19 protein-coding genes are annotated in these 19,746 nt (G+C 72.3%); 7 read left to right on the forward strand and 12 right to left on the reverse strand.

What is annotated here, in order from left to right; all coding sequences use genetic code 11:
* The first annotated feature begins 95 nt into the window (after positions 1–95).
* A complete protein-coding gene (locus tag D7147_RS19325; RefSeq protein ID WP_120679586.1) occupies positions 96–1,580 on the forward strand; it encodes a sugar transferase in 1,485 nt (494 codons plus the stop codon).
* A gap of 10 nt (positions 1,581–1,590) precedes the next feature.
* Here D7147_RS19325 and D7147_RS19330 read toward each other — a convergent pair whose 3' ends face one another.
* The gene (locus tag D7147_RS19330) at positions 1,591–2,721 is read right to left on the reverse strand and encodes a PP2C family protein-serine/threonine phosphatase (RefSeq protein ID WP_120679588.1); all 1,131 of its coding nucleotides are present in this window, start codon (positions 2,719–2,721) and stop codon (positions 1,591–1,593) included.
* Between the two features lie 59 nt (positions 2,722–2,780).
* On the opposite strand from D7147_RS19330, the gene D7147_RS19335 reads away from it, so the two are divergent.
* Positions 2,781–3,353: a MarR family winged helix-turn-helix transcriptional regulator gene (locus tag D7147_RS19335; RefSeq protein ID WP_233563219.1), complete on the forward strand. Its 573-nt coding sequence runs from the start codon at positions 2,781–2,783 to the stop codon at positions 3,351–3,353.
* A 49-nt stretch (positions 3,354–3,402) separates the two neighbouring features.
* Here D7147_RS19335 and D7147_RS19340 read toward each other — a convergent pair whose 3' ends face one another.
* Positions 3,403–4,641, reverse strand: a complete 1,239-nt coding sequence (locus tag D7147_RS19340) for an ROK family protein (protein WP_233563220.1) — start codon at positions 4,639–4,641, stop codon at positions 3,403–3,405.
* Positions 4,642–4,717: 76 nt separating this feature from the next.
* Here D7147_RS19340 and xylA point away from each other — a divergent pair, with 76 nt between their 5' ends.
* From xylA to D7147_RS19355, 3 genes are all read left to right on the forward strand, one after another.
* On the forward strand, positions 4,718–5,905 hold the full coding sequence (xylA, locus tag D7147_RS19345; RefSeq protein ID WP_120679593.1) for a xylose isomerase: 1,188 nt from the start codon (positions 4,718–4,720) through the stop codon (positions 5,903–5,905).
* Positions 5,906–5,915: 10 nt separating this feature from the next.
* Positions 5,916–7,367 (forward strand): xylulokinase, encoded by a 1,452-nt coding sequence (gene xylB / locus D7147_RS19350; protein WP_120679595.1) that lies wholly within the window; start codon positions 5,916–5,918, stop codon positions 7,365–7,367.
* A gap of 129 nt (positions 7,368–7,496) precedes the next feature.
* A complete protein-coding gene (locus D7147_RS19355) occupies positions 7,497–8,924 on the forward strand; it encodes an MFS transporter (RefSeq protein ID WP_120679596.1) in 1,428 nt (475 codons plus the stop codon).
* Between the two features lie 94 nt (positions 8,925–9,018).
* Here D7147_RS19355 and D7147_RS19360 read toward each other — a convergent pair whose 3' ends face one another.
* The 5 genes from D7147_RS19360 to D7147_RS19380 all read right to left on the reverse strand — a co-directional run bounded on the left by D7147_RS19360 (position 9,019) and on the right by D7147_RS19380 (position 15,326).
* Entirely contained in the window at positions 9,019–10,680 is a 1,662-nt protein-coding gene (locus tag D7147_RS19360) for a glycoside hydrolase family 13 protein (protein WP_407663367.1), read from the reverse strand.
* A 76-nt stretch (positions 10,681–10,756) separates the two neighbouring features.
* The gene (locus D7147_RS19365) at positions 10,757–11,830 is read right to left on the reverse strand and encodes a LacI family DNA-binding transcriptional regulator (protein WP_120679598.1); all 1,074 of its coding nucleotides are present in this window, start codon (positions 11,828–11,830) and stop codon (positions 10,757–10,759) included.
* A 67-nt stretch (positions 11,831–11,897) separates the two neighbouring features.
* Positions 11,898–12,863, reverse strand: a complete 966-nt coding sequence (locus D7147_RS19370; RefSeq protein ID WP_120679600.1) for a carbohydrate ABC transporter permease — start codon at positions 12,861–12,863, stop codon at positions 11,898–11,900.
* Between the two features lies 1 nt (position 12,864).
* Positions 12,865–13,914, reverse strand: a complete 1,050-nt coding sequence (locus tag D7147_RS19375; RefSeq protein WP_120679602.1) for a carbohydrate ABC transporter permease — start codon at positions 13,912–13,914, stop codon at positions 12,865–12,867.
* 68 nt (positions 13,915–13,982) lie between these two features.
* Entirely contained in the window at positions 13,983–15,326 is a 1,344-nt protein-coding gene (locus tag D7147_RS19380) for an ABC transporter substrate-binding protein (RefSeq protein ID WP_120679604.1), read from the reverse strand.
* 245 nt (positions 15,327–15,571) lie between these two features.
* On the opposite strand from D7147_RS19380, the gene D7147_RS19385 reads away from it, so the two are divergent.
* Positions 15,572–16,348: a M23 family metallopeptidase gene (locus tag D7147_RS19385; protein ID WP_120679606.1), complete on the forward strand. Its 777-nt coding sequence runs from the start codon at positions 15,572–15,574 to the stop codon at positions 16,346–16,348.
* 98 nt (positions 16,349–16,446) lie between these two features.
* Here the strand turns inward: D7147_RS19385 and D7147_RS19390 are convergent, their stop codons facing one another.
* From D7147_RS19390 to D7147_RS19405, 5 genes are all read right to left on the reverse strand, one after another.
* Positions 16,447–16,932, reverse strand: coding sequence for a TspO/MBR family protein (locus D7147_RS19390; protein WP_120679608.1), 486 nt, complete (start codon positions 16,930–16,932; stop codon positions 16,447–16,449).
* 144 nt (positions 16,933–17,076) lie between these two features.
* Positions 17,077–17,220 carry a GPGG-motif small membrane protein gene (locus D7147_RS32705; protein ID WP_165435832.1) on the reverse strand — a complete coding sequence of 48 codons (144 nt, stop codon included), beginning with the start codon at positions 17,218–17,220 and terminating at the stop codon, positions 17,077–17,079.
* A 6-nt stretch (positions 17,221–17,226) separates the two neighbouring features.
* The gene (locus tag D7147_RS19395) at positions 17,227–17,988 is read right to left on the reverse strand and encodes a metallophosphoesterase family protein (RefSeq protein WP_120679610.1); all 762 of its coding nucleotides are present in this window, start codon (positions 17,986–17,988) and stop codon (positions 17,227–17,229) included.
* A 10-nt stretch (positions 17,989–17,998) separates the two neighbouring features.
* Positions 17,999–18,274 carry a hypothetical protein gene (locus tag D7147_RS19400; RefSeq protein WP_120679613.1) on the reverse strand — a complete coding sequence of 92 codons (276 nt, stop codon included), beginning with the start codon at positions 18,272–18,274 and terminating at the stop codon, positions 17,999–18,001.
* Complete coding sequence (locus D7147_RS19405; protein ID WP_120679615.1) at positions 18,271–18,855, reverse strand: nucleotidyltransferase; 585 nt, start codon at positions 18,853–18,855, stop codon at positions 18,271–18,273. Before D7147_RS19405 ends, D7147_RS19400 begins: the two co-directional genes overlap by 4 nt.
* 157 nt (positions 18,856–19,012) lie before the next feature.
* On the opposite strand from D7147_RS19405, the gene D7147_RS19410 reads away from it, so the two are divergent.
* Entirely contained in the window at positions 19,013–19,720 is a 708-nt protein-coding gene (locus tag D7147_RS19410; protein WP_120679617.1) for a dTMP kinase, read from the forward strand.
* The last annotated feature ends 26 nt before the right edge of the window (positions 19,721–19,746 follow it).

Below are 19,746 nucleotides of genomic sequence, written 5' to 3' on the forward strand. Positions count from 1 at the left end.
GTTGTCAGGGAGGATGTCGACGTGCCCCGGCATCGTCGGCCCCCGCCCGGCCCGATAGTCGACCCGGGGCCGTCCTGAGCGAAGTGGGAGGGCTGGTGACCTCGGCTACGCTGTTGACCCCTGCCAGGACGCCGTGGACTCCGGAGGGCACCACGCCCGGAGCCGCGACCCGCATCGACGAACGGGCCTACGTCCGTGCCCTCGTCGTGCTGGACAGCGTCGTTCTGACCGTCGCTCTGCTGGTCGGCTACCTCGCCCGCTTCGGCGACGAGGTGCCGAGCGGTTCGAAGGTCCCCTACGTGCTGGTGGCGCCCGGGCTGGTGCTCGTCTGGCTGGTCTCGCTCAAGGCGTTGGGCTGCTACGACGACCGGGTGATCGGCTACGGCGCGGACGAGTACCGCCGGGTGAGCACCGCGAGCCTGCGCCTGGCCGGTGGGATCGCCATCGTCGGCTACGTGGCCGACGTGGGCGTGTCCCGGGGCTTCCTGGCGATCTCGTTCGCGGTCGGCACCCTCGGCCTGGAAGTGGCCCGGTTCGCCGCCCGCAAGCGGCTGCACCGGGCGCGTTCGCACGGCGGCGGCTGGTCCCGCAAGGTGCTGGTGGTCGGCGACACCGCCCACGTGCTGGAGCTGGTGCAGACCCTGCGGCGTGAGCCGTACGCCGGCTACCACGTGGTCGGCGCCTGCATCCCGGACGCGCTGCTCGCCCCGGTGCCGCAGCGGCTCGGTGACGTGCCGGTGGTCGGGTCGTTCCGGGGCATTCCCGAGGCCGCCACCGCGATCGGCGCGGACACTGTCGCCGTCACCGCGTCGGGTGAGCTGACCGCCGCGCGGCTGCGCCGGCTCGGCTGGCAGCTAGAGGGCACCGGCGTCGACCTCGTCGTCGCTCCGGCGCTGACCGACGTGGCCGGCCCCCGCATCCACACCCGTCCGGTCGCCGGGCTGCCGCTGATCCACGTCGAGGCGCCCGAGTTCCGGGGCACGCGCAAGCTGGTGAAGGGGTTCGTCGACCGGGCCGCCGCCGGCGTCGCGTTGACGCTGCTGCTGCCGGTGCTCTCGGTCATCGCCCTCGCCATCCGGCTGGACAGCCGCGGGCCGGTCTTCTTCCGGCAGACCCGGGTCGGCCGCGGCGGGCACGAGTTCGGGGTGTGGAAGTTCCGCACGATGGTGGTCAACGCGGACGCCCTGCTGACCGAGCTGACCGCCCGCAACGAGACCGACGGCCTGATGTTCAAGATGCGCGACGATCCCCGGGTCACCCGGGTGGGGCGGCTGCTGCGCAAGTGGTCGCTGGACGAGCTGCCGCAGCTGGTCAACGTCCTGCTCGGCCAGATGAGTCTGGTCGGCCCCCGACCGCCGTTGCCGTCCGAGGTGGCCCGCTACGACGGGGACGTGGCCCGGCGACTGCTGGTCAAGCCGGGCATGACCGGGCTCTGGCAGGTCAGTGGACGGTCCGACCTGAGCTGGGAGGACGGCATCCGCCTCGACCTCTACTACGTGGAGAACTGGTCGCTCGCGGCCGACCTCACGATCCTCTGGAAGACCTTCGGCGCGGTGGTCAACGGCCGCGGGGCGTACTGAGCGGGCGGGGTCAGGATCGCCTGCCCGTCCAGTCCACGCAGACCACGACGGCGTCGTCGATCAGGTCGCCGGCCACGAACGCGCGCAGGTCGCCGAGGAGCGAGCGGACGGCGTCCAGTGGCTCCATCGGCCCGGTACGGCGCAGGAAACGCTCCAGCGCCGTCTCGCCGTAGTGGGCGTGCTTCCCGACCGCGTCGATCACCCCGTCGCTGAGCACGAAGAGCCGCTCCCCCCGGTGCAGCGGGAACCGCTGCTCGCGGTAGTCGGTCGCCTCGAACATGCCGAGGGGGAACTGCGCCTCCAGCTGCTGCTCGACCACCTCGCCGTCGCGGACGCGCATCAGCTGGGGCGATCCGGCGTCGACGGCGCTCATCACCCCGCTCTCCAGGTCGAGCTCCAGCAGCAGGGCGGAGAGGTACTGGTCTCCCCGGTACAGGTCGTAGATCGCCTGGTCGGCGAGGGCGGCCTGATCGGCCAGCGCGAGCCGGGCCCGGCGGGCGTTACGCAGCGCGCTGGTGGCCAGCGCGGTCAGCATCGACGCCGCGACCCCCTCACCCATCCCGTTGATGATCGCCACCCAGAGCCGCTGCCCGTCGTCGGACCAGTCGAAGCTGTCTCCTCGCACCGCGTACGCCGGCTCCAGCTGCCCGGCGAGGCGGAACGCGGCCCGGGTGCGGCTGCGCCCCGGCAGCAGCTCCCACTGCATCTCGGCGGCGAGGGTCAGGCGTCGGCTGCGTCGGGCGGTGCGGTAGACGTCGGTGCCGGCGGAGACGGCGGCCAGCTCGTGGCCGAGCGCGGTGGCGATCCGGGCGAGCTCCTCCCGTACGGCCGGCTCGTCGGGCACCGGAGCCAGTCGCAGGACGCCGCGCCGCTCACCTCGCATGCTCACCGGAAAGTACCCGGTCGGGCCGTCCAGCACCGGCTCCTGGTGGTCGAAGCAGCGCCAGGCGGGGTGCCCGGGGCTGGTGATCCCCGCCCCCTCGCCGAGCGGCAGCAGGACCGCGAGCCGGTAGTCGACCTGGAGCAGCTCGGCGGCGGTGATCCCGTACGTCTCGGCGAGAACGCCCGCGACGGCGTCGACCAGCCGGTGGGCCGGCGCGTCGGTAAGCGCCTCTCGTGCCCGATTGACCGGTTTACTCATTCCCCGCTCCTCGTTCGGCGGCCCGATCCGCCGGTTCGGCGGAGTACTCTCGGGCCACCATGGCCGAACTGCACGAACCACCGGACTCCGCGCCGAGTATGGCTGCCGCACTGGATGCTGCGGCGGGTGCCCTACTCACCGTATGGGAAGCGGCGCGGGAGCGGACGACCAGCCGCGTGTCCGGCGCGCAGTTGCGTGCGGTGATGGTGGTCGAGCAGCACGACGGGATCAATCTCCGCCGGCTCGCGAGCCGGCTCGACATGCTGCTCAGCTCGGCCAGCCGGCTCTGCGACCGGCTCGTGGCCGCCGGGATGCTGGAGCGCGAGCCGGGGCGGCTCGACCGTCGGGAGATCGCGCTGCACCTCACCCCGGAGGCCCGCCGCCTCCTCACCGAGCTGCGGGAGGACCGGCGGGAGCAGCTCGCCCGCATCCTCTCCGGGATGACCGCGGAGAGCCGGGAGGCGCTGCTGCACGGGATGCGGGAGTTCGACGAGACCGCCCGCCGGCAGGAGGCCGAGTCCGCCCCGGTGGAGCCGGTGCCGGTCCGGCCGGACGGGTTCGACGGCGACGCCGCGACCCTGCCCGCGCCCCGCGACTGGTCGGACGGATCACCGGTGGCCCGTACGGCCTGACCCGCGGCCGCCTGCCCGGGATCGGCCGGGTCCACCCGGGACGGGTCGCTCAGCCGGTGCGCGCCAGCCAGCCCGCCGGCCGCGCGATGATCCGGCGCACCACCGAGCCGGCCGCCCCCACCGCCGCGGCGTCGGCGCCGAGGGCCGCCGGTCGGACGGTGACCGGTGACCAGGCGGCGGTGAGCACCCGGCGGGAGATCTCGTCGAGCACCGGTGGGCGCAGCCACGGGGTGAGCGGGGCGTAGCCGCCGCCGAGCACCACGGTGTCCAGGTCGAGCAGGTTCACCACGGAGGCGACCGCGATGCCGAGCGCGGTGCCGGCCTCGTGCAGCGCGCCCAGCGCGTCCGCCGAGCCGGCGGTGGCGAGTTCGGCCAGCCGGAGGGGGGCCGTGTCGGCCGGCAGGTCGGCCCGGTCCAGGCCGGCGGCGGCGAGGATCGCCTCCTGCCCGGCGTACTGCTCCAGGCAGCCCCGGCCGCCGCAGCGGCAGCTGCGCCCCTGCGAGTGGACGGGGATGTGCCCGATCTCGCCGCTCCAGCCGCGGGCGCCGCGGAAGAGGTCGCCGTCGAGCACGATCCCGGCGCCGATGCCGACCTCGCCGGAGATGTGCAGGAAGCTGCTCGGCCCGTCGGTGTCGGCGTGCAGCTCGCCGAGCGCGGAGAGGTTCGCCTCGTTGTCGACCACGATCAGGGGTACGCCGTCGACCCGTTCGGTCAGCGGGGGGAGTCCGGCGAGCAGCGTCGGCACCGGCACGTCCCGCCAGCCGAGGTTGGGCGCCAGCCGGACCGTGCCGGCGTCGTCGACCAGGCCGGGCACGCCGAGCGCCGCTCCGGCCAGGGTGAGTCCCTGCGCGGCGGCCTCGGCCCGGGCCTGCCCGGCCAGCTCGACGAGTCGGTGGAGCGCGTCGGTGGGGGAGACCGGCCGCAGGTCGGCGCGGCGCACGGTGTGGTGCCGTACCCGCCCGGCGAGGTCGACCACGCAGACGGCGAGGTAGTCGACGTTGATCTCCAGCCCGAGCCCGGCGGGACCGTTGCCGGCCAGCACGAGCCCACGGGCCGGTCGGCCCGCACCGGTACGCGGGGCCGGTTCGGCCTCGGTCACCAGCCGGCCGGTGATCAGGTCCTCGACGACGGCGGAGACGGTGGCCCGGGTGAGGCCGGTCTCGGCGGCGAGGTCGGCCCGGGACGGCGGGCGCTCGGCGGCGGCGATCCGGCCGAGCACCACGGCGAGGTTGAGCTCGCGCAGGCTGCCCTGGCGGACCGCGCCGCCGGGGCCGGGGGTAGGCGTCACCCCTTGACAGTGCCACAGGTCAGCCAAATAATTCAATCGCTGAACAAATAGCCGACCCCACCCCTCGGAGGCTGCCATGGCACCCCGTCCCACCCCCGCCGACAAGTTCTCCTTCGGGCTCTGGACCGTGGGCTGGCAGGCCCGGGACCCGTTCGGCGACGCCACCCGCCCCGAGCTGGACGCGGTCGAGGCGGTGCACCGGCTCGCCGAGCTCGGCGCGTACGGCATCACGTTCCACGACGACGACCTGATCCCGTTCGGCGCCGACGCCGCCACCCGCGACCAGCACATCGCCCGGTTCCGCAAGGCCCTCGACGAGACCGGCATGGTCGTCCCGATGGTCACCACCAACCTCTTCACCCACCCGGTCTTCAAGGACGGCGGCTTCACCAGCAACGACCGTGACGTCCGCCGGTACGCGCTGCGCAAGGTGCTGCGCAACGTCGACCTCGCCGCCGACCTCGGCGCGAAGACCTTCGTGATGTGGGGCGGCCGCGAGGGCGCCGAGTACGACGTCGCCAAGGACGTCCGCGCCGCGCTGGAGCGCTACCGCGAGGCCGTCGACCTGCTCACCCAGTACGTCATCGACCGCGGGTACGACCTGCGCTTCGCGCTCGAGCCCAAGCCGAACGAGCCGCGCGGCGACATCCTGCTCCCCACGGTCGGGCACGCGCTCGCCTTCATCTCCACTCTGGCCCATCCGGAGCTGGTCGGCCTCAACCCCGAGGTGGGCCACGAGCAGATGGCCGGGCTGAACTACGCCCACGGCATCGCCCAGGCCCTCTGGCAGGGCAAGCTCTTCCACCTCGACCTCAACGGCCAGCGCGGCATCAAGTACGACCAGGACCTGGTCTTCGGCCACGGCGACCTGATGAACGCGTTCGCCCTGGTCGACCTGCTGGAGAACGGCGGCCCCGGGGGCGGGCCCGCGTACGACGGCCCCCGGCACTTCGACTACAAGCCCTCCCGCACCGAGGACATCGCCGGGGTCTGGGCGTCGGCCGAGGCGAACATGGCGACCTACCTGCTGCTCAAGGAGCGGGCCGCGGCGTTCCGCGCCGACCCCGAGGTGGCCGAGGCGCTGGCCGCCAGCAAGGTGGCGGAGCTGGCCACCCCGACCCTGAACGACGGGGAGGGCTACGCCGAGCTGCTCGACGACCGCTCGGCGTTCGAGGAGTTCGACGTGGATGCCGCCGCCACCCGCGGGTTCGGCTTCGTCCGGCTCAACCAGCTCGCCGTCGAGCACCTGCTCGGCGCGCGCTGAGGCGGTCGCCATGCCGCTCGTAGCGGGGGTGGACTCGTCCACCCAGTCCTGCAAGGTCGTGATCCGGGACGCGGAGAGCGGCGCACTGGTCCGCCAGGGCCGCGCCCCGCACCCGGACGGCACCGAGGTCGACCCGGCCGCGTGGTGGACGGCGCTACGGGCGGCGGTCGCCGCCGCCGGTGGGCTGGACGACGTCGCGGCCGTCTCGGTCGGCGGCCAGCAGCACGGCATGGTCGCCCTGGACGAGGCCGGCCAGGTCGTCCGACCGGCGCTGCTCTGGAACGACACCCGCTCGGCCGACGCGGCCGACGAGCTGGTCGACGAGGCCGGCGGCGGTGAGGTCGGCCGCCGGTTCTGGGCCGACGCGGCGGGCAGCGTGCCGGTCGCCAGCTTCACGGTCACCAAGCTGCGCTGGCTGGCCCGGCACGAGCCGGAGCAGGCGGCCCGGGTCGCCGCCGTCTGCCTGCCGCACGACTGGCTCACCTGGCGGCTGGCCGGGTCGCCCGGCCTCACCGGCCTGCGCACCGACCGCGGCGACGCCAGCGGCACCGGCTACTGGTCGCCGGCGACCGGGAAGTACCGGTTCGACCTGCTGGAGCAGGCCTTCGGCCGGCGCCTCCAGGTGCCGACCGTGCTCGGCCCGGCCGAGGTCGCGGGTGAGCTGCACCCGGGCGCGCTCGCGGCCGACGGCACGCCGGCCGGGCCGGCCGGCGGCGGCGTGCTGCTGGGGCCGGGCACCGGCGACAACGCCGCGGCGGCGCTCGGCGTGGGCGCCGGCCCCGGTGACGTGGTCGTCTCGATCGGCACCTCGGGCACCGTGTTCAGCGTCGCCTCGGGACCATCCGCCGATCCCACCGGCATCGTGGCCGGCTTCGCCGACGCCACCGGCCGTTACCTGCCGCTGGTCTGCACGCTCAACGCGGCGCGGGTGCTGGACGCCGCCGCGTCGATGCTGCGGGTCGACCTGGACGAGCTGGCCGAACTGGCTCTCGCCGCGCCGGCCGGGGCGGACGGGCTGGTCATGGTGCCGTACCTGGAGGGGGAGCGGACGCCGAACCGGCCCACCGCCACCGGCGCCGTGCACGGGCTGACCCTGCGCAACTCGACCCCGGCCCACCTCGCCCGGGCCGCCGTGGAGGGGATGCTCGCCGCGCTCGCCGACGGGCTGGACGCCCTCGTCGCCCAGGGCGCCGAGGTCCGCCGGGTGATCCTGGTCGGCGGCGGCGCCCGCTCGATCGCGGTGCGGAAGATCGCGCCGCAGGTGTTCGGCTGCCCCGTGGTCGTGCCCCCGCCCGGCGAGTACGTCGCCGACGGCGCCGCGCGCCAGGCCGCGTGGGTCGCGCTGGGCGGCGACGGGCCGCCCGCGTGGCGCCTCGACGGCACCGAGGAGTACGCCGCCGAGCCGGTCCCCGCGATCCGGGAGCGGTACGCCGCCGCCCGCGACCACGTCATCGAGCGCTGACGGAAGCCCGGGGCGGGCCGCCACACCTCCCGCCCCGGGCTCCTGTTTCGCCCGCCGCGGCCGGTGAGACAGCACCCGTCACGGCGGGCCTTCACCCGCTCGTGACCTCGGGCTGCTTGGCTGCGACGCATGACCTTGAGCCGGGGCGGGATGACGCGTGCCTGGGGCGGCACGCCCCTGCACCGCGGTTACAGCGTCGTGGTCTTCGTGCTGCTCGCCTCGCTGGACAATGTGGCGATCGGGCTGGTCCCGCCGTTGTACGGCCCGATCGCCGACGGCTTCGAGGTGCCACAGCGGCTGCTCGGCCTGGTCACCGCCGCGACGTTCGTGGTGAGCGCGGCGGCGGCGGTCGGCTGGGCGTACGTCGGCGACCGGGCGAACCGCAAACCGCTGCTCATGGCCGGGACGCTGATCTGGGCGGTGGGCACCGGAGGCAGTGCCCTCGCCGGTGACTACCTGACCTTCCTTATCGCGCAGGTGGTCGCGGCGGTCGGCCTGGGCGCGGTCGGCTCCGTCGGGTTCTCCGTGGTCACGGACCTCATCTCACCCCGCCGCCGGGGACTGGTGATGAGCTTCTGGGGGCTGTCCCAGGGGGTCGGCACGCTGGCCGGAACCCTCGTCGCCGGGCTGCTCGGCAGCGTGGACTGGCGTCGGCCGTTCCTGCTGCTCGCCGTCGTCGGCCTGGCGGCCACGGTGCTGTACCTGTTCACGTACGACATCCGGCGCGGCCAGAGCGAACCGGAGCTGGTCGACGCGCTCGCCGCGGGGGCGGAGTACGACTACCGGATCAGCCGGGCCGACCTGCCGCGGATCCTCGCCCGGCGGACGAACCGGTGGCTGGTCCTGCAGGGGTTGACCGCGCAGGCCGCGTTCGGCTCCCTGGTGTGGCTGCCGGTGCTCTTCGCCGAGCGGGCCGAGGCCCAGGGCCTCTCGGGCGCCACCGCCGTGGTCGTGGGCAGCGTCTTCGCCACGCTGTTCCAGCTCGGCGGCGTCTTCTCGATCGTGGGCGGGCTGGTCGGCGACGCGGTGCAGCGGCGTACGCCCCGGGGGCGTGGCCTGGTCGCCGCGGTCGGTGTCCTCGCGGCGGTGCCGCTCTACCTGGTGTTGTTCTTCGTGCCGATGCGTATCGACGTGCCGGACGGCGCGAGCACCGGCGCGGTGGTGGCGGCGGTGCTGGCCAGCGTGGTCACCGAGCCGACGGTCGGGCTCAGCCTGCTGACCGCCCTCTTCGCGCTCGCCCTCACCTCGGCCAACTCGCCGAACTGGTTCGCGCTCATCGCCGACGTCAACCCGCCGGAGCACCGGGGCACGGTCTACAGCCTCGGCAACCTGGTCAACGGGGTCGGCCGGGCGGCGGGCAACGGGCTGGTCGGCGTCTCCTTCCCGGTGCTCCAGGCGGCCTTCCCGCCGCCGCTGAACTACGCCGTCGGGCTCGCCGCGTTCCAGCTCTTCTTCGTGCCGACCGGCGTCATGTACTGGCTCGCGGCACGCCACTCGCCGGCCGACATCGTGGCCGTACGCGCCCTGCTGCACGAGCGCGCCGAGCGGCTGGAGTGAACGAGCGCGCCGGGTTGAAAGCGCACGCCGAGCGGGTGGAGTGAACGAGGCCCCGGTCGACGCCGGGCGTCGACCGGGGCCTCGCGTCGGCGGCTCAGGCCCGGAACCAGACCGTCACGTCGGTCGGCACCGCCCCGTCGTAGGTCAGCGGCTCGCTCGCGTGCAGCACCTCGGCGCTCGCCGGCAGGGGAACCGCCGCCGCGCCGAAGTTGGTGAGCACGGTGAGGTCGCCGTTGTCGAAGGTCAGCACCGTGTCGCCGGACTCCCGCCAGCGCAGCGTGCCCTGGCCCAGCCCGTGCTCGCGGCGCAGCCGCAGCGCGGTCCGGTACGTCTCGTACGTCGACCCGGGCACTTCCCGCTGCCGGTCCAGGGCGTACTCGGCCCAGATCGCCGGCTGCGGCAGCCAGCTCGCGTCCGTCGGCCCGAAGCCGTACGAGGGCGCGTCGGCCTCCCACGGGATCGGCACCCGGCAGCCGTCGCGGCCACGCTGGGTGTGCCCGCTGCGGGCCCAGGTCGGGTCCTGCCGGGCCTCGTCGGGCATCGTGGTGTGCTCCGGCAGCCCCAGCTCCTCGCCCTGGTACAGGTAGGCCGAGCCGGGCAGGGCGAGCATCAGCAGGGTGGCCGCCCGGGCCCGGCGCAGGCCGAGCGCGGCGTCCGGCTGCGGGTCGCCGATGCCGATGCCGTTGGGGCGCGGCGTGCCGACGGGCAGGCCGAGCCGGGAGGCGTGCCGCACCACGTCGTGGTTGGAGAGCACCCAGGTCGTCGGCGCCCCCACCGAGTCGGTCGCCTCCAGCGAGCGGGTGATCACCGCGTACTGGGCGGGCGCCGTCCAGGCGGCGAGGAGGTACTCGAAGTTGAACGCCTGGTGCATCTCGTCCGGTCGCACGTAGCGGGCCAGCCGCTCGGCCGGCTCCACCCACGCCTCGGCGACGAGGACCCGCTCACCCGGGTAGCCGTCCAGCACCCGACGCCAGTCGCGGTAGATCTCGTGCACCCCGTCCTGGTCCCACATCGGCGGGCGGGGCCGGTCCGCCTCGTTGCCGGAGAGGATCTCCTGCGGCTCCTGCCAGTCGGCCAGGTCCGCCTGCTTGATGAGGCCGTGCGCCACGTCGACCCGGAAGCCGTCCACCCCCCGGTCGAGCCAGAACCGCAGGACGTCGAGGAACTCGGCGCGTACCTCGGGGGTGTCCCAGTTCAGGTCGGGCTGGCCGGTGTCGAAGAGGTGCAGGTACCACTGGCCGGGCCGGCCGTCCGGGTCGACCACGCGGGTCCACGCCGGTCCGCCGAAGACGCTCTGCCAGTCGTTCGGCGGCTGCTCGCCGTCCGGGCCCCGGCCGTCGCGGAAGACGTACCGGTGCCGCTCCGGGCTGCCCGCTCCGGTCGCGAGCGCGGCGGTGAACCAGGGGTGCGCCGAGGAGGTGTGGTTGGGCACCAGGTCGACGATCACCCGCAGGTTGCGTGCGTGCGCCTCGGCGATCAGCTTGTCCGCGTCCGGCAACCGGCCGAAGAGGGGGTCCACGTCGCGGTAGTCGGCCACGTCGTACCCGGCGTCCGCCTGCGGCGAGGGGTAGAACGGGGAGAGCCAGACCGCGTCGACGCCCAGCTCGACGAGGTGGTCGAGGCGGGCGGTGATACCGGGCAGGTCCCCGATCCCGTCCCCGTCGCCGTCGGCGAAGGAGCGCGGATAGATCTGGTAGATGACCGCTTCGGTCCACCAGCCGGTGATCGGGCCGCCGGAGGGGTCTTCCTTGCTCACGTTGCTGTTCAGGGCCTTCTCCCGTGTGTCGTACGTGTGCTGCGTGGGCCCCGGCGTCGCTGCCGGGCGGGTCCGTTCAGTGTGCCCGGGGTGGTGCTGTCGACTCACGCACCACCAGCCGAGTGGGCAGGATCACCGGCGGGTTCTGCGGGTTCGACGTCCCGGCCGGGCCGGAGGCGGTCAGTGGCCGGCCGTCGACCGCGGCGAGGGCGTGCCCGCCGAGGGGGTCGAGCAGGATGCGGGCGGCGAGCCGGCCCTGCTCGGCCGCCGGCTGGGCCACGGTGCTGAGGCCGAGCACGCCGGCCAGGTCGTGGTCGTCGATGCCGATCACGCTGACGTCCTGCGGTACGCGCAGCCCCGCGTCGCGCAGCGCCGCCAGCGCGCCCATCGCCATCTCGTCGCAGGCCGCCACGATCGCGGTGGGCGGTTCGCCCCGGGCCAGCAGTTCGGCGGTGGCCCGGGTACCGCCGGCGATGCTGAACTGGGACTCCACGTCCAGGCTCGGGTCGGGCCGTAGCCCGGCCGCCCGCAGCGCCGCCTGGAAGCCGCGCCGCCGCTCGGCGTGGGCGGTGAAGGCCAACTCGTCGTGGGGGTAGCCGGAGATGTGCGCGATTCGACGGTGACCGAGGTCGAGCAGGTGCCGGGTCGCGGTCCGCGCCGTGTTCAGGTCGTCGATCCGTACGCAGGGCCACCCCGGTACCGGCGTGCCCGAGCTGATCGTCACGCCGGGCACGTCCAGTGCGGTGAGCGCGCTGACGTCGGCGGCGAAGAGCGGGGTGGCCACCAGCATGATGGCGTCCGCGCGCTTGTGCAGGTTGGCTGTGCGCAGCACCCGCTGCCGGGACTGCTCGCGGCCACCGAGGTTGTAGAGCAGCAGGTCGTACCCGGACTCGTGGAGGAACTTCTCGACCGCCTCCACGACGGTGGCGAAGAACCAGCGGGTGATCTGCGGGACCACCACGGCGATCGTTCCGGTCCGGCCGCCGGCGAGGCGGGACGCGCTCGGCGAGACGGCGTACTGCAGCTTCTCGGCAGCGGCGAGCACCCGGTGGCGCGTCGCGGGCGAGACCGTCGGCAGGCCGCGCAGGGCCCGGGAGACGGTCGCCGTGGAGACGCCGGCCAGCCGGGCGACATCATCGATCGTGGTCACGGTTACCCCAGCTCCGTGGCCGCGTCCGCCGCCGCCCACGAGCGCGGGCGGCGGCGGACGACGTGCCTCAGCCCTTCACGCTGCCGGCGAGGAGCCCTCGCACGAAGAAGCGCTGCAGGGACAGGAACACGATCAACGGTACGACGATCGACACGAACGCACCGGCGGTGAGTCGCTGCCACTCGTTGCCGCGCGTTCCGGCCATCTCGGCCAGCCGCACGGTGAGCGGGGCGGTCTCGTCCCCGCCCCCGGCGAAGATGAGCGCGACCAGCAGGTCGTTCCAGACCCAGAGGAACTGGAAGATGCCGAACGCGGCCAGCGCCGGGGTGATCAGCGGCAGCACGATGGTGCGGAAGATCTTCGGGTGGCTGGCGCCGTCGACCCTGGCCGCCTCCATCAGGTCACCCGGCAGCTGCGAGATGAAGTTGTGCAGCAGGAAGACGGCGAACGGGAGCGCGAAGCAGGTGTGCGCGAACCACACCTGGGCGAACTTCTGTTCGTCGACCAGGTCCCAGGCCGGCAGCACCTGGACACCGGCGACGGTGACGCCGGTGGAGAAGAACTTCAGCAGCGGCACGAGGGCCATCTGCAGCGGCACGATCTGCAGCGCGAAGATCGCGATGTAGAGCCAGTCCCGCCCCCGGAAGTTGATCCAGGCGAGCGCGTACGCGGCCAGGGCCGCGAAGGCGAGCGGGAAGAGCACCGACGGGATGGTGATCGCCAGCGAGTTGATGAAGTAGCTGGCGAGCTGGCCGGAGGAGGAGGAGCGTCCGAAGAGGACCTCCTGGTAGTTCTCCATGGTGAACTGCGGGTTGGTGAAGAACGTCCACCAACCGGTGGTCTTGATCTGGTCCTCCGGCCGGAACGAGGAGATGAAGAGGCCGAAGGTCGGAACGGTCCAGACCAGCGCGATGATGATCGACACCAGGGTGGCGGTACGGCTGTTCAGCCGCTTGCGGACCCGGCCGGCGACGGACTTCGGCCCGTCGGTCTGCTGGGTGCCGGCGGCGATCGTGGGCGTGGCGGTGGTCATCTCAGCCCTCCCGCTGCTGACGGAGGTTGCGGATCTGGTAGATCACGATCGGGATCACCAGGACGAAGAGGAAGACCGCGAGCGCGGAGCCCTGCCCGTTCTCGCCGTAGCGGAACGCCTGGTTGTACATCTCGTTCGCGATGACGCTGGTGTCGTAGTTGCCGTTCGTCGCGGTCCGGACGATGTCGAAGACCTTGAGCGTGGCGATCGACAGGGTCACCACCACCACGATCAGCGCGGGGCGGATGCTCGGCATGGTGATCCGCCAGAACATCTGCCACGGGCTGACCCCGTCGAGCCGGGCTGCCTCGACGATGTCGGCGGGGATGGCCTTGATGGCGGCGGAGAGCACCACCATGGCGAAACCGGCCTGGATCCAGATCATGATGACGATCAGCAGCAGGGTGTTCAGCGGTGACTCGAGCAGCCACTGCTTGGGCTCGCCGCCGAGGCTGACCACGATCTGGTTGAGCAGACCGATCTGCTCCTGATCGTCGCCCCGGTACGCGTAGACGAACTTCCAGATGATGCTGGCGCCGACGAAGGAGATCGCCATCGGCAGGAAGATCAGTGATTTGGCGACCGCCTCGAAGCGGGCCTTGTCCACCAGGACGGCGTAGATCAGGCCGAACGCGGTGGCCACGAGTGGGACGAGGAGCACCCAGATCAGGCTGTTGATCAGCACTCGGACGATGGAGTTCTCGGAGAACATCCAGCCGTAGTTGCGCAGCCCCACCCAGTGCGTGCTGCCCGAGTCCATGAAGGAGAGCAGGGTGGTGCGGATGGCCGGGATGACCAGCCCGATGGTGAGCAGGAGCAGCGCCGGCAGCAGGAAGAAGAGGGCCACGGCGCCCTCCCGCTGTTTGCGGCGGCGGGGAAGCGGGGCACCGCTGACGGAGGCGGCGACGAGCCGCGCCTCCCGGCGGCGGGTGAACCAGGCCGGCACCACGTCGAGAAGCAGGAGCAGACCACCCACCACCGCGACGAAAGCGATCAGCCCGTACATCAGCATGAGGAACTTCGGCTGTTCCTCCGCGAAGTCGAACTCCATCGACCCTCCCAGGTCCTTGTCCGACGATGGGCCGGCCCGCGTCGTGCGGGCCGGCCCATCGGCTCAGATCACTTCCAGCTGCTCTCGATGCCCTGGAGCACCGACGCGGTGTCCTTACCGTTGATCCACTCGACCATGCCCTTCCAGAAGGTGCCCGCGCCGACGGCGGCCGGCATCAGGTCCGACCCGTCGAAGCGGAAGACCCCGCTCTTGTCCTGCAGGATCTCGACGGAGAGCTTGTCGATCGGGCTGGCGACGTTGGCGATGTCCAGCTTGTTGTTCGCCGTCACCCAGTTGCCGAGCTTCGCGCGGCTGTTGACGTACTCGCCGGAGGCAAGGTAGGTCTGCACCGCCTGGACCTCGGGGCGGTCGGCGTAGGCGACGACGAACTCGCCGGCGCCCAGCACGGGCTTGCCCTTGGCCGGGTCGATGGCCGGGAAGTAGAACGCGAAGGCGTCGCCGTCCTCGGCCACCTTGGTGCCGTCGGGGAACTGGTTGGCGTAGAAGGACGCCTGCCGGTGCAGCGCGCACTTGCCGGTGGTGATGGGCAGGCCGGCCTCACCGAAGGCGGTGGTGCCGATGCTCTTCACGCCGCCGAAGCCGCCGTTCATGTACTTCTCGTTCTTCAGGATGCTGCCGGCCCGGTCGACCGCGTCGGCGATCTTCGGGTCGTTGAACGGGATGCTGTGCGTGGTCCACTGGTCGTAGACCTCGGGGCCCTGCGTGCGCAGCAGCACGTCCTCGATCCAGTCGGTGGCCGGCCAGCCGGTGGCGTCACCGGACTCGATGCCGGCACACCACGGCTTCATGCCGGTGGCCGCGATGGTGTCGCTGAGCTTGATCAGCTCGTCCCAGGTGGTCGGGACGGTCCAGCCCTTCTCTTTGAAGAGCTTCGGCGAGTACCAGACGAAGGACTTCACGTTGGCGCCGAGCGGCACGCCGTAGAGGTTGCCGTCGACGGTGCCGTACTTCAGCCAGTCGGCGGGCAGGTTCTGCTCGGCCATCGCCTTGGTGTCGGCGCCGAGGGACTTCAGCTTGCCGGCGTCGGCGAACCGCTTGACCAGGCCCGGCTGGGGGACGAACGCCAGGTCGGGCGCGTTGCCGCCGTCGACCCGGACGGGGAGCTGCGCCTCGAACTCGGCGTTGCCCTCGTAGTCGATCTCGATGCCGGTGCACTTGGTGAACTGCTCCCAAGACTGCTCCAGCAGGTCGGCCTCGGCGTCGCGGATGGACGCGTAGATGGAGACCTTCTTGCCGTCGTTGCCCTGGTACTTGTCGTACGCGGCGCACTCCGGCGCGTCCGCGTTGCTGCTTCCCTTGTCGTCGCCGGTGCCGCAGGCGCTGGCGCTGAGCGCCAGCCCCAGTACGCCGGCGATGACGAAGGCCTGGCGTGGTCTGGCAAAGACCGCCATGCCGTCCTCCTTTCTTGCCGGCGCGGTTGCGTGAACCGGCGCCGGTCCGATGGGCGTCACAACATGTAAGCGCTTGCATGGCGCGCGGTCCACCCCCTGTCAGACACGACCGAGTAACGATCCGGAAACCTTCCGAACGCATATGGGCACGCTCCCATAGCCGAATTCCAGCCTCTTTCGATCGCTGTCGATATCTGTCAGGCTGTATGTGTTCCATTGAAGGATTTCGACATAGGAGGAGCTGGATGCGTAAGCGGTGGTTCAGCCTGGTGGCGGCCGGTCTGTTGGTCGCGGGCACCCTGGTGCCGGCGACCCCGGCGATGGCCGCCCCGACCTTCAAGGTGCCCTTCCCGTGCGGTCAGGTCTGGTCCGGCCAGACGCGCACCAACCACAGCCCGGCGAACGCAGTCGACTTCAACCGCACCGACGATCTCGGTGACCCGGTGGTCGCCAGCGCGCCCGGCACCGTCGACCGGGTGACCGACCTCGGCGGCACGAGTTACGGCAAGTACGTACGGATCAGTCATCCCGGCGGATATCACACGTACTACGCCCACCTGAACGGGTTCAACGTCTCCGTCGGCCAGTCGGTGGGCTACGGAAGGGTGATCGGCTATGTCGGCAGCACCGGCGGCTCGACCGGCCCACACCTGCACTACGAGCAGCGCCTCAACGGCGGCGACATCCAGGTCCGGTTCAACGGCACGCTCGCCCTCTACTGGGGGACGAGGAACTACACCAGCGACAACGGCTGTTCGTCCGGCGGCACCGCCACCGGCACGGTCAACACCAGCGGCACCCCGCTGACCGTCCGCTCCGGGCCCGGCACCGGCCACTCCGCCGTCGGCACGGTCGCCGACGGCGCCCAGGTGACCATCCAGTGCCAGACCACGGGCACCACGGTCACCGGCACCTACGGCACCAGCTCCATCTGGGACCGGATCGGCTCCGGCCGGTTCATCTCCGACGCGTACGTCTACACCGGGCACGACGGGTTCATCCCGGGCGTGCCCCGCTGCTGAGCTGACCGGTGTGCCCGGCCGAACCCGGCCGGGCACACCGGGCGCGGGTCACCGCGGGGCAGGCGGCGGCGCGCAGCCGCGGCCACGGCCCGCGAAGTTCAGGGGTTCAGCCGCCAGATGGCGAAATTGAGGGCGGCCGCGTAGCTGACCCAGGCCCAGTAGGGGAGCAGGAGCAGCGTCGCCGCCCGGGACACGCGGGCGAAGAGCGCGACGGTCACCGCGATCGCCAGCCACAGGACGACGATCTCGGCGAAGGCCGACCCGTAGCGACCGGCGCCGAAGAAGATCGGTGTCCAGGCCGCGTTGAGCGCGAGCTGCGCGACCCACGCCCAGAAGGCGGCACCGATGCCGACGCGCCGCCAGACCAGCCAGCCGGCCAGCGCGATCAGCGCGTAGAGCAGGCTCCACACCGGGCCGAAGAGCCAACCGGGCGGGGCCCACACCGGCCGGTCCAGTGCGGCGTACTCGGCCCCGGTGCCCCGCACCCCCAGCGCACCGATCGCCGCGGCCACCGCGACCGCCGCGCCGAAGCCGAGCAGCGCCCACCACGAGCGGGCGCCGGTGTGCCCGCGTGACGTCTCCATGGTCGTCCCTTCGCGCTGCGTCGGCGACCGGCCCGGGTCCGGACGCTACGGCGCCGGGGCCGCCGCGAACGGTGCTCCTGTCGGGAGGACGGAGAACCGGCCACGACGACCCCGGCGGGTCCAATGGTGGGGCGGTGTGTGAGGTCAATTGAAGATGCTGACACCGCCCGGGCCCACGAGCAGTCCGACGATGATGAGGACGATGCCCCAGAGGATCTGCCGGCGGAACAGCGCCAGGATGCCGGCAACGACCAGTACGACCGCGAGAATCCAAAGAATCAGCTCCATGGCGAATCAGGTACCCGAGGCCGTCAAACGCGAAACCTCACCCTGATCAAGGTCGTCGCCCACGTGGAAGACGCTGTACGCCTGCTTGATCACCGGGTGCGCGACGTTGCGGACGCGTACCCCGCCCGGGGTGGTGCCGCGCTCGCTGCCGGCGTGCGCGTGCCCGTGCAGGGCGAGCGCGGTCGGCGCCGAGTCGATCGCCTGGCCGAGCTGGTACGCGCCGAGGAAGGGGTAGATCTCCAGCGGCTCACCGGCGAGCGTGTCCGGCACCGGCGCGTAGTGGGTGAGCGCGACCAGCAGGTCGCAGTCCAGGCTCTTGAGCGCGTGGGCCAGCCGGTCCGCGCTGTCGGTGGTGGTGCGGACGAACGCCTTCATCTCCGGCTCGCCGAAGTCGCTGGCGCAGCGGCCGGCGAAGCCGCCACCGAAGCCCTTCACGCCGGCCACCCCGAGCCGGCCGCCGACGCAGTCGAGCACCACGCCGTCGCCCTCGAGGACGGTGATGCCCGCGTCCTCCAGCACCTTGATCACCTGCGGCACCTGGTCGCACTGGTGGTCGTGGTTGCCCAGCACGGTGATCACCGGCACGCCCAGGCCACCGAACTCCCGGGCCACGCAACGCGCCTCCGCCTCGGTGCCGTGCCGGGTCAGGTCACCGGCGAGCAGCAGCGCGTCGGCGCAGTCGGGCAGCTCCTCCAGGGCCGGCCGGAACCGGCCCACCACGTCCTCGTCGAGGTGCACGTCACCGACGGCAGCGATCCTTATCACCACGGAACCCTCCTCAGGGCAGTTGCTCGATCTGCGTCGGCGCCTCGGTTCGGATCACCCCGATCTCGCTGGTGACCGGCAGATCCGGGAACCGTTCCGCGACGCGGCGGAGGATCTCCTCGCGCCGGTGGGAGCTCTCCACCTCGCCGTAGAGCACGAGGCCGGTCTCCCGGCGCACGACGGTGATGCCCTGCTCGGCGACGGACGGGTCCTCGGCCAGCAGCCGGTGGATCTCCGCCTCCAGGTACTCGTCCGGTGGCCCGATGCCGGTGTCACGGTGTTGGGTCACGATCTCCCCTTCTCTGCCGGGGTGCCGACGTACGGCACCACCTCCAGCCGGTCCAGCAGCACCAGGAACGCCTCGGCGTACGGCGAGTGCTGCGTCTCCTTCCGTACCCGATCCCAGTCGATCTGCTCCCGCAGCGAGCGGGCCAGCGGCAGGCCGCGGGCGAAGTCGCAGTAGTGCTGCGAGAAGCTGAGCAGCTTGTGCACCATGAGTTGGGTGGCGGAGAGCACCGGCATGTGGATCGCGTCGACGGGCCGTACCACGGTGTCCGCGAACGTCTCCTCGGTCACCGGCGTCTCGATCGGCCGGTGGATCAGGTCCACCATCCGCTCGTCGTCGTAGACCTTCACCAGCCAGTCCTCCGGCGGGTACTCGGCGGTGAAGCCCGCCTCCACGAGCGCCGTCATCGCCGAGTCGACGTCGACCTCGCGGATCAGGAAGTCGACGTCGTGGTCGCTGGAGTGACCACCGTGCGCGTACACGGCGAAGCTGCCGCCGAGGGCGAAGGGAATCTCGGACTGCTTGAGCACGGCGGCGACCTTCTTGAGGGTGTGCAGAAGACTCTCGTCCCCGCGCTCGGCCATCTGGCTTCTCCCGTCGGTCGTAACAGGCGGTTGATTCCGACTTCGGTACCCGGCATTCGGGTCACCCACACCTGCCCCGGTGGCGGTCGGGCGTGAAACGGGAGCAACCGGTAGATAACGCCGCAGTCGAGAGCGCGGGTCCGATAGCCTGTGCAAGGTGGTCAGATCACTGCGGGCGCGCCGGCGCCGACGCCGGTTGCGCAGCGTCGCCCTGATCGGCATCGACGGCTCGGGCAAGACCACCCAGGCGCACCAACTCGCCGACGCGCTCGTCGCGGCCGGGCGTCCCGCCACCTACCACCGCAACGCCGGCGGTCGTCGCTGGCTGGGCCGGATCGCCCAGCGGCTGGGCCGCCCGGACGCGCAGCGGCTGGTCGGGCGGGACGGACTGCTCGCCGTGGAGTCCGTGCTGCGCTGGCTCGCCATCGCCCTCGCCCTGATCAGCTGCCTGGTCACCGGCCGGACGGCGGTGATGGACCGCTACTCCGCCTGCCAGTACGCGAGCATCCGGGCGCACGGCGGGCACCGGTGGGAGCGGCTGGCCCGGGCCGGCTACCGGGTCTTCCCGCAGCCGCAGGTGACCTTCCTGCTCTCGCTCGATCCGGCCGAGGCGTACCGGCGGATCGAGCGGCGCGGCACCGACCACGAGACGTTGGGCTGGCTCACCGCCGCGGACACCGCCTACCGGGCGCTGCCGGAGTACCCGACCTTCATCCTGGTGGACGCCGGCCGGCCGGCCGACGAGGTGTCGAAGCAGATCCGCCACCACCTCGCGGACTGGTTCGGCGCCGACGAGGCCGCAGCCGGTCTCCCGCTCACCACCGGCGAGCGGGAGAACCAGCCGGAGTCACTGAAGTCGGCGTGACCAACCGGTGGGACGCGGCGGCGAAC

This window comes from Micromonospora musae (genome assembly GCF_003626545.1).
Taxonomy (GTDB): Bacteria; Actinomycetota; Actinomycetes; order Mycobacteriales; family Micromonosporaceae; genus Micromonospora; species Micromonospora musae.

Excerpts from the sequence above, each read along its gene's own strand:
- D7147_RS19330 (WP_120679588.1), bottom strand. The coding sequence starts at position 2,721 with ATGAGTAAACCGGTCAATCGGGCACGAGAGGCGCTTACCGACGCGCCG.
- D7147_RS19335 (WP_233563219.1), top strand. The coding sequence starts at position 2,781 with ATGGCCGAACTGCACGAACCACCGGACTCCGCGCCGAGTATGGCTGCC.
- xylA (WP_120679593.1), top strand. The coding sequence starts at position 4,718 with ATGGCACCCCGTCCCACCCCCGCCGACAAGTTCTCCTTCGGGCTCTGG.
- xylB (WP_120679595.1), top strand. The coding sequence starts at position 5,916 with ATGCCGCTCGTAGCGGGGGTGGACTCGTCCACCCAGTCCTGCAAGGTC.
- D7147_RS19355 (WP_120679596.1), top strand. The coding sequence starts at position 7,497 with ATGACCTTGAGCCGGGGCGGGATGACGCGTGCCTGGGGCGGCACGCCC.
- D7147_RS19370 (WP_120679600.1), bottom strand. The coding sequence starts at position 12,863 with ATGACCACCGCCACGCCCACGATCGCCGCCGGCACCCAGCAGACCGAC.
- D7147_RS19375 (WP_120679602.1), bottom strand. The coding sequence starts at position 13,914 with ATGGAGTTCGACTTCGCGGAGGAACAGCCGAAGTTCCTCATGCTGATG.
- D7147_RS19380 (WP_120679604.1), bottom strand. The coding sequence starts at position 15,326 with ATGGCGGTCTTTGCCAGACCACGCCAGGCCTTCGTCATCGCCGGCGTA.
- D7147_RS19385 (WP_120679606.1), top strand. The coding sequence starts at position 15,572 with ATGCGTAAGCGGTGGTTCAGCCTGGTGGCGGCCGGTCTGTTGGTCGCG.
- D7147_RS19390 (WP_120679608.1), bottom strand. The coding sequence starts at position 16,932 with ATGGAGACGTCACGCGGGCACACCGGCGCCCGCTCGTGGTGGGCGCTG.
- D7147_RS32705 (WP_165435832.1), bottom strand. The coding sequence starts at position 17,220 with ATGGAGCTGATTCTTTGGATTCTCGCGGTCGTACTGGTCGTTGCCGGC.
- D7147_RS19405 (WP_120679615.1), bottom strand. The coding sequence starts at position 18,855 with ATGGCCGAGCGCGGGGACGAGAGTCTTCTGCACACCCTCAAGAAGGTC.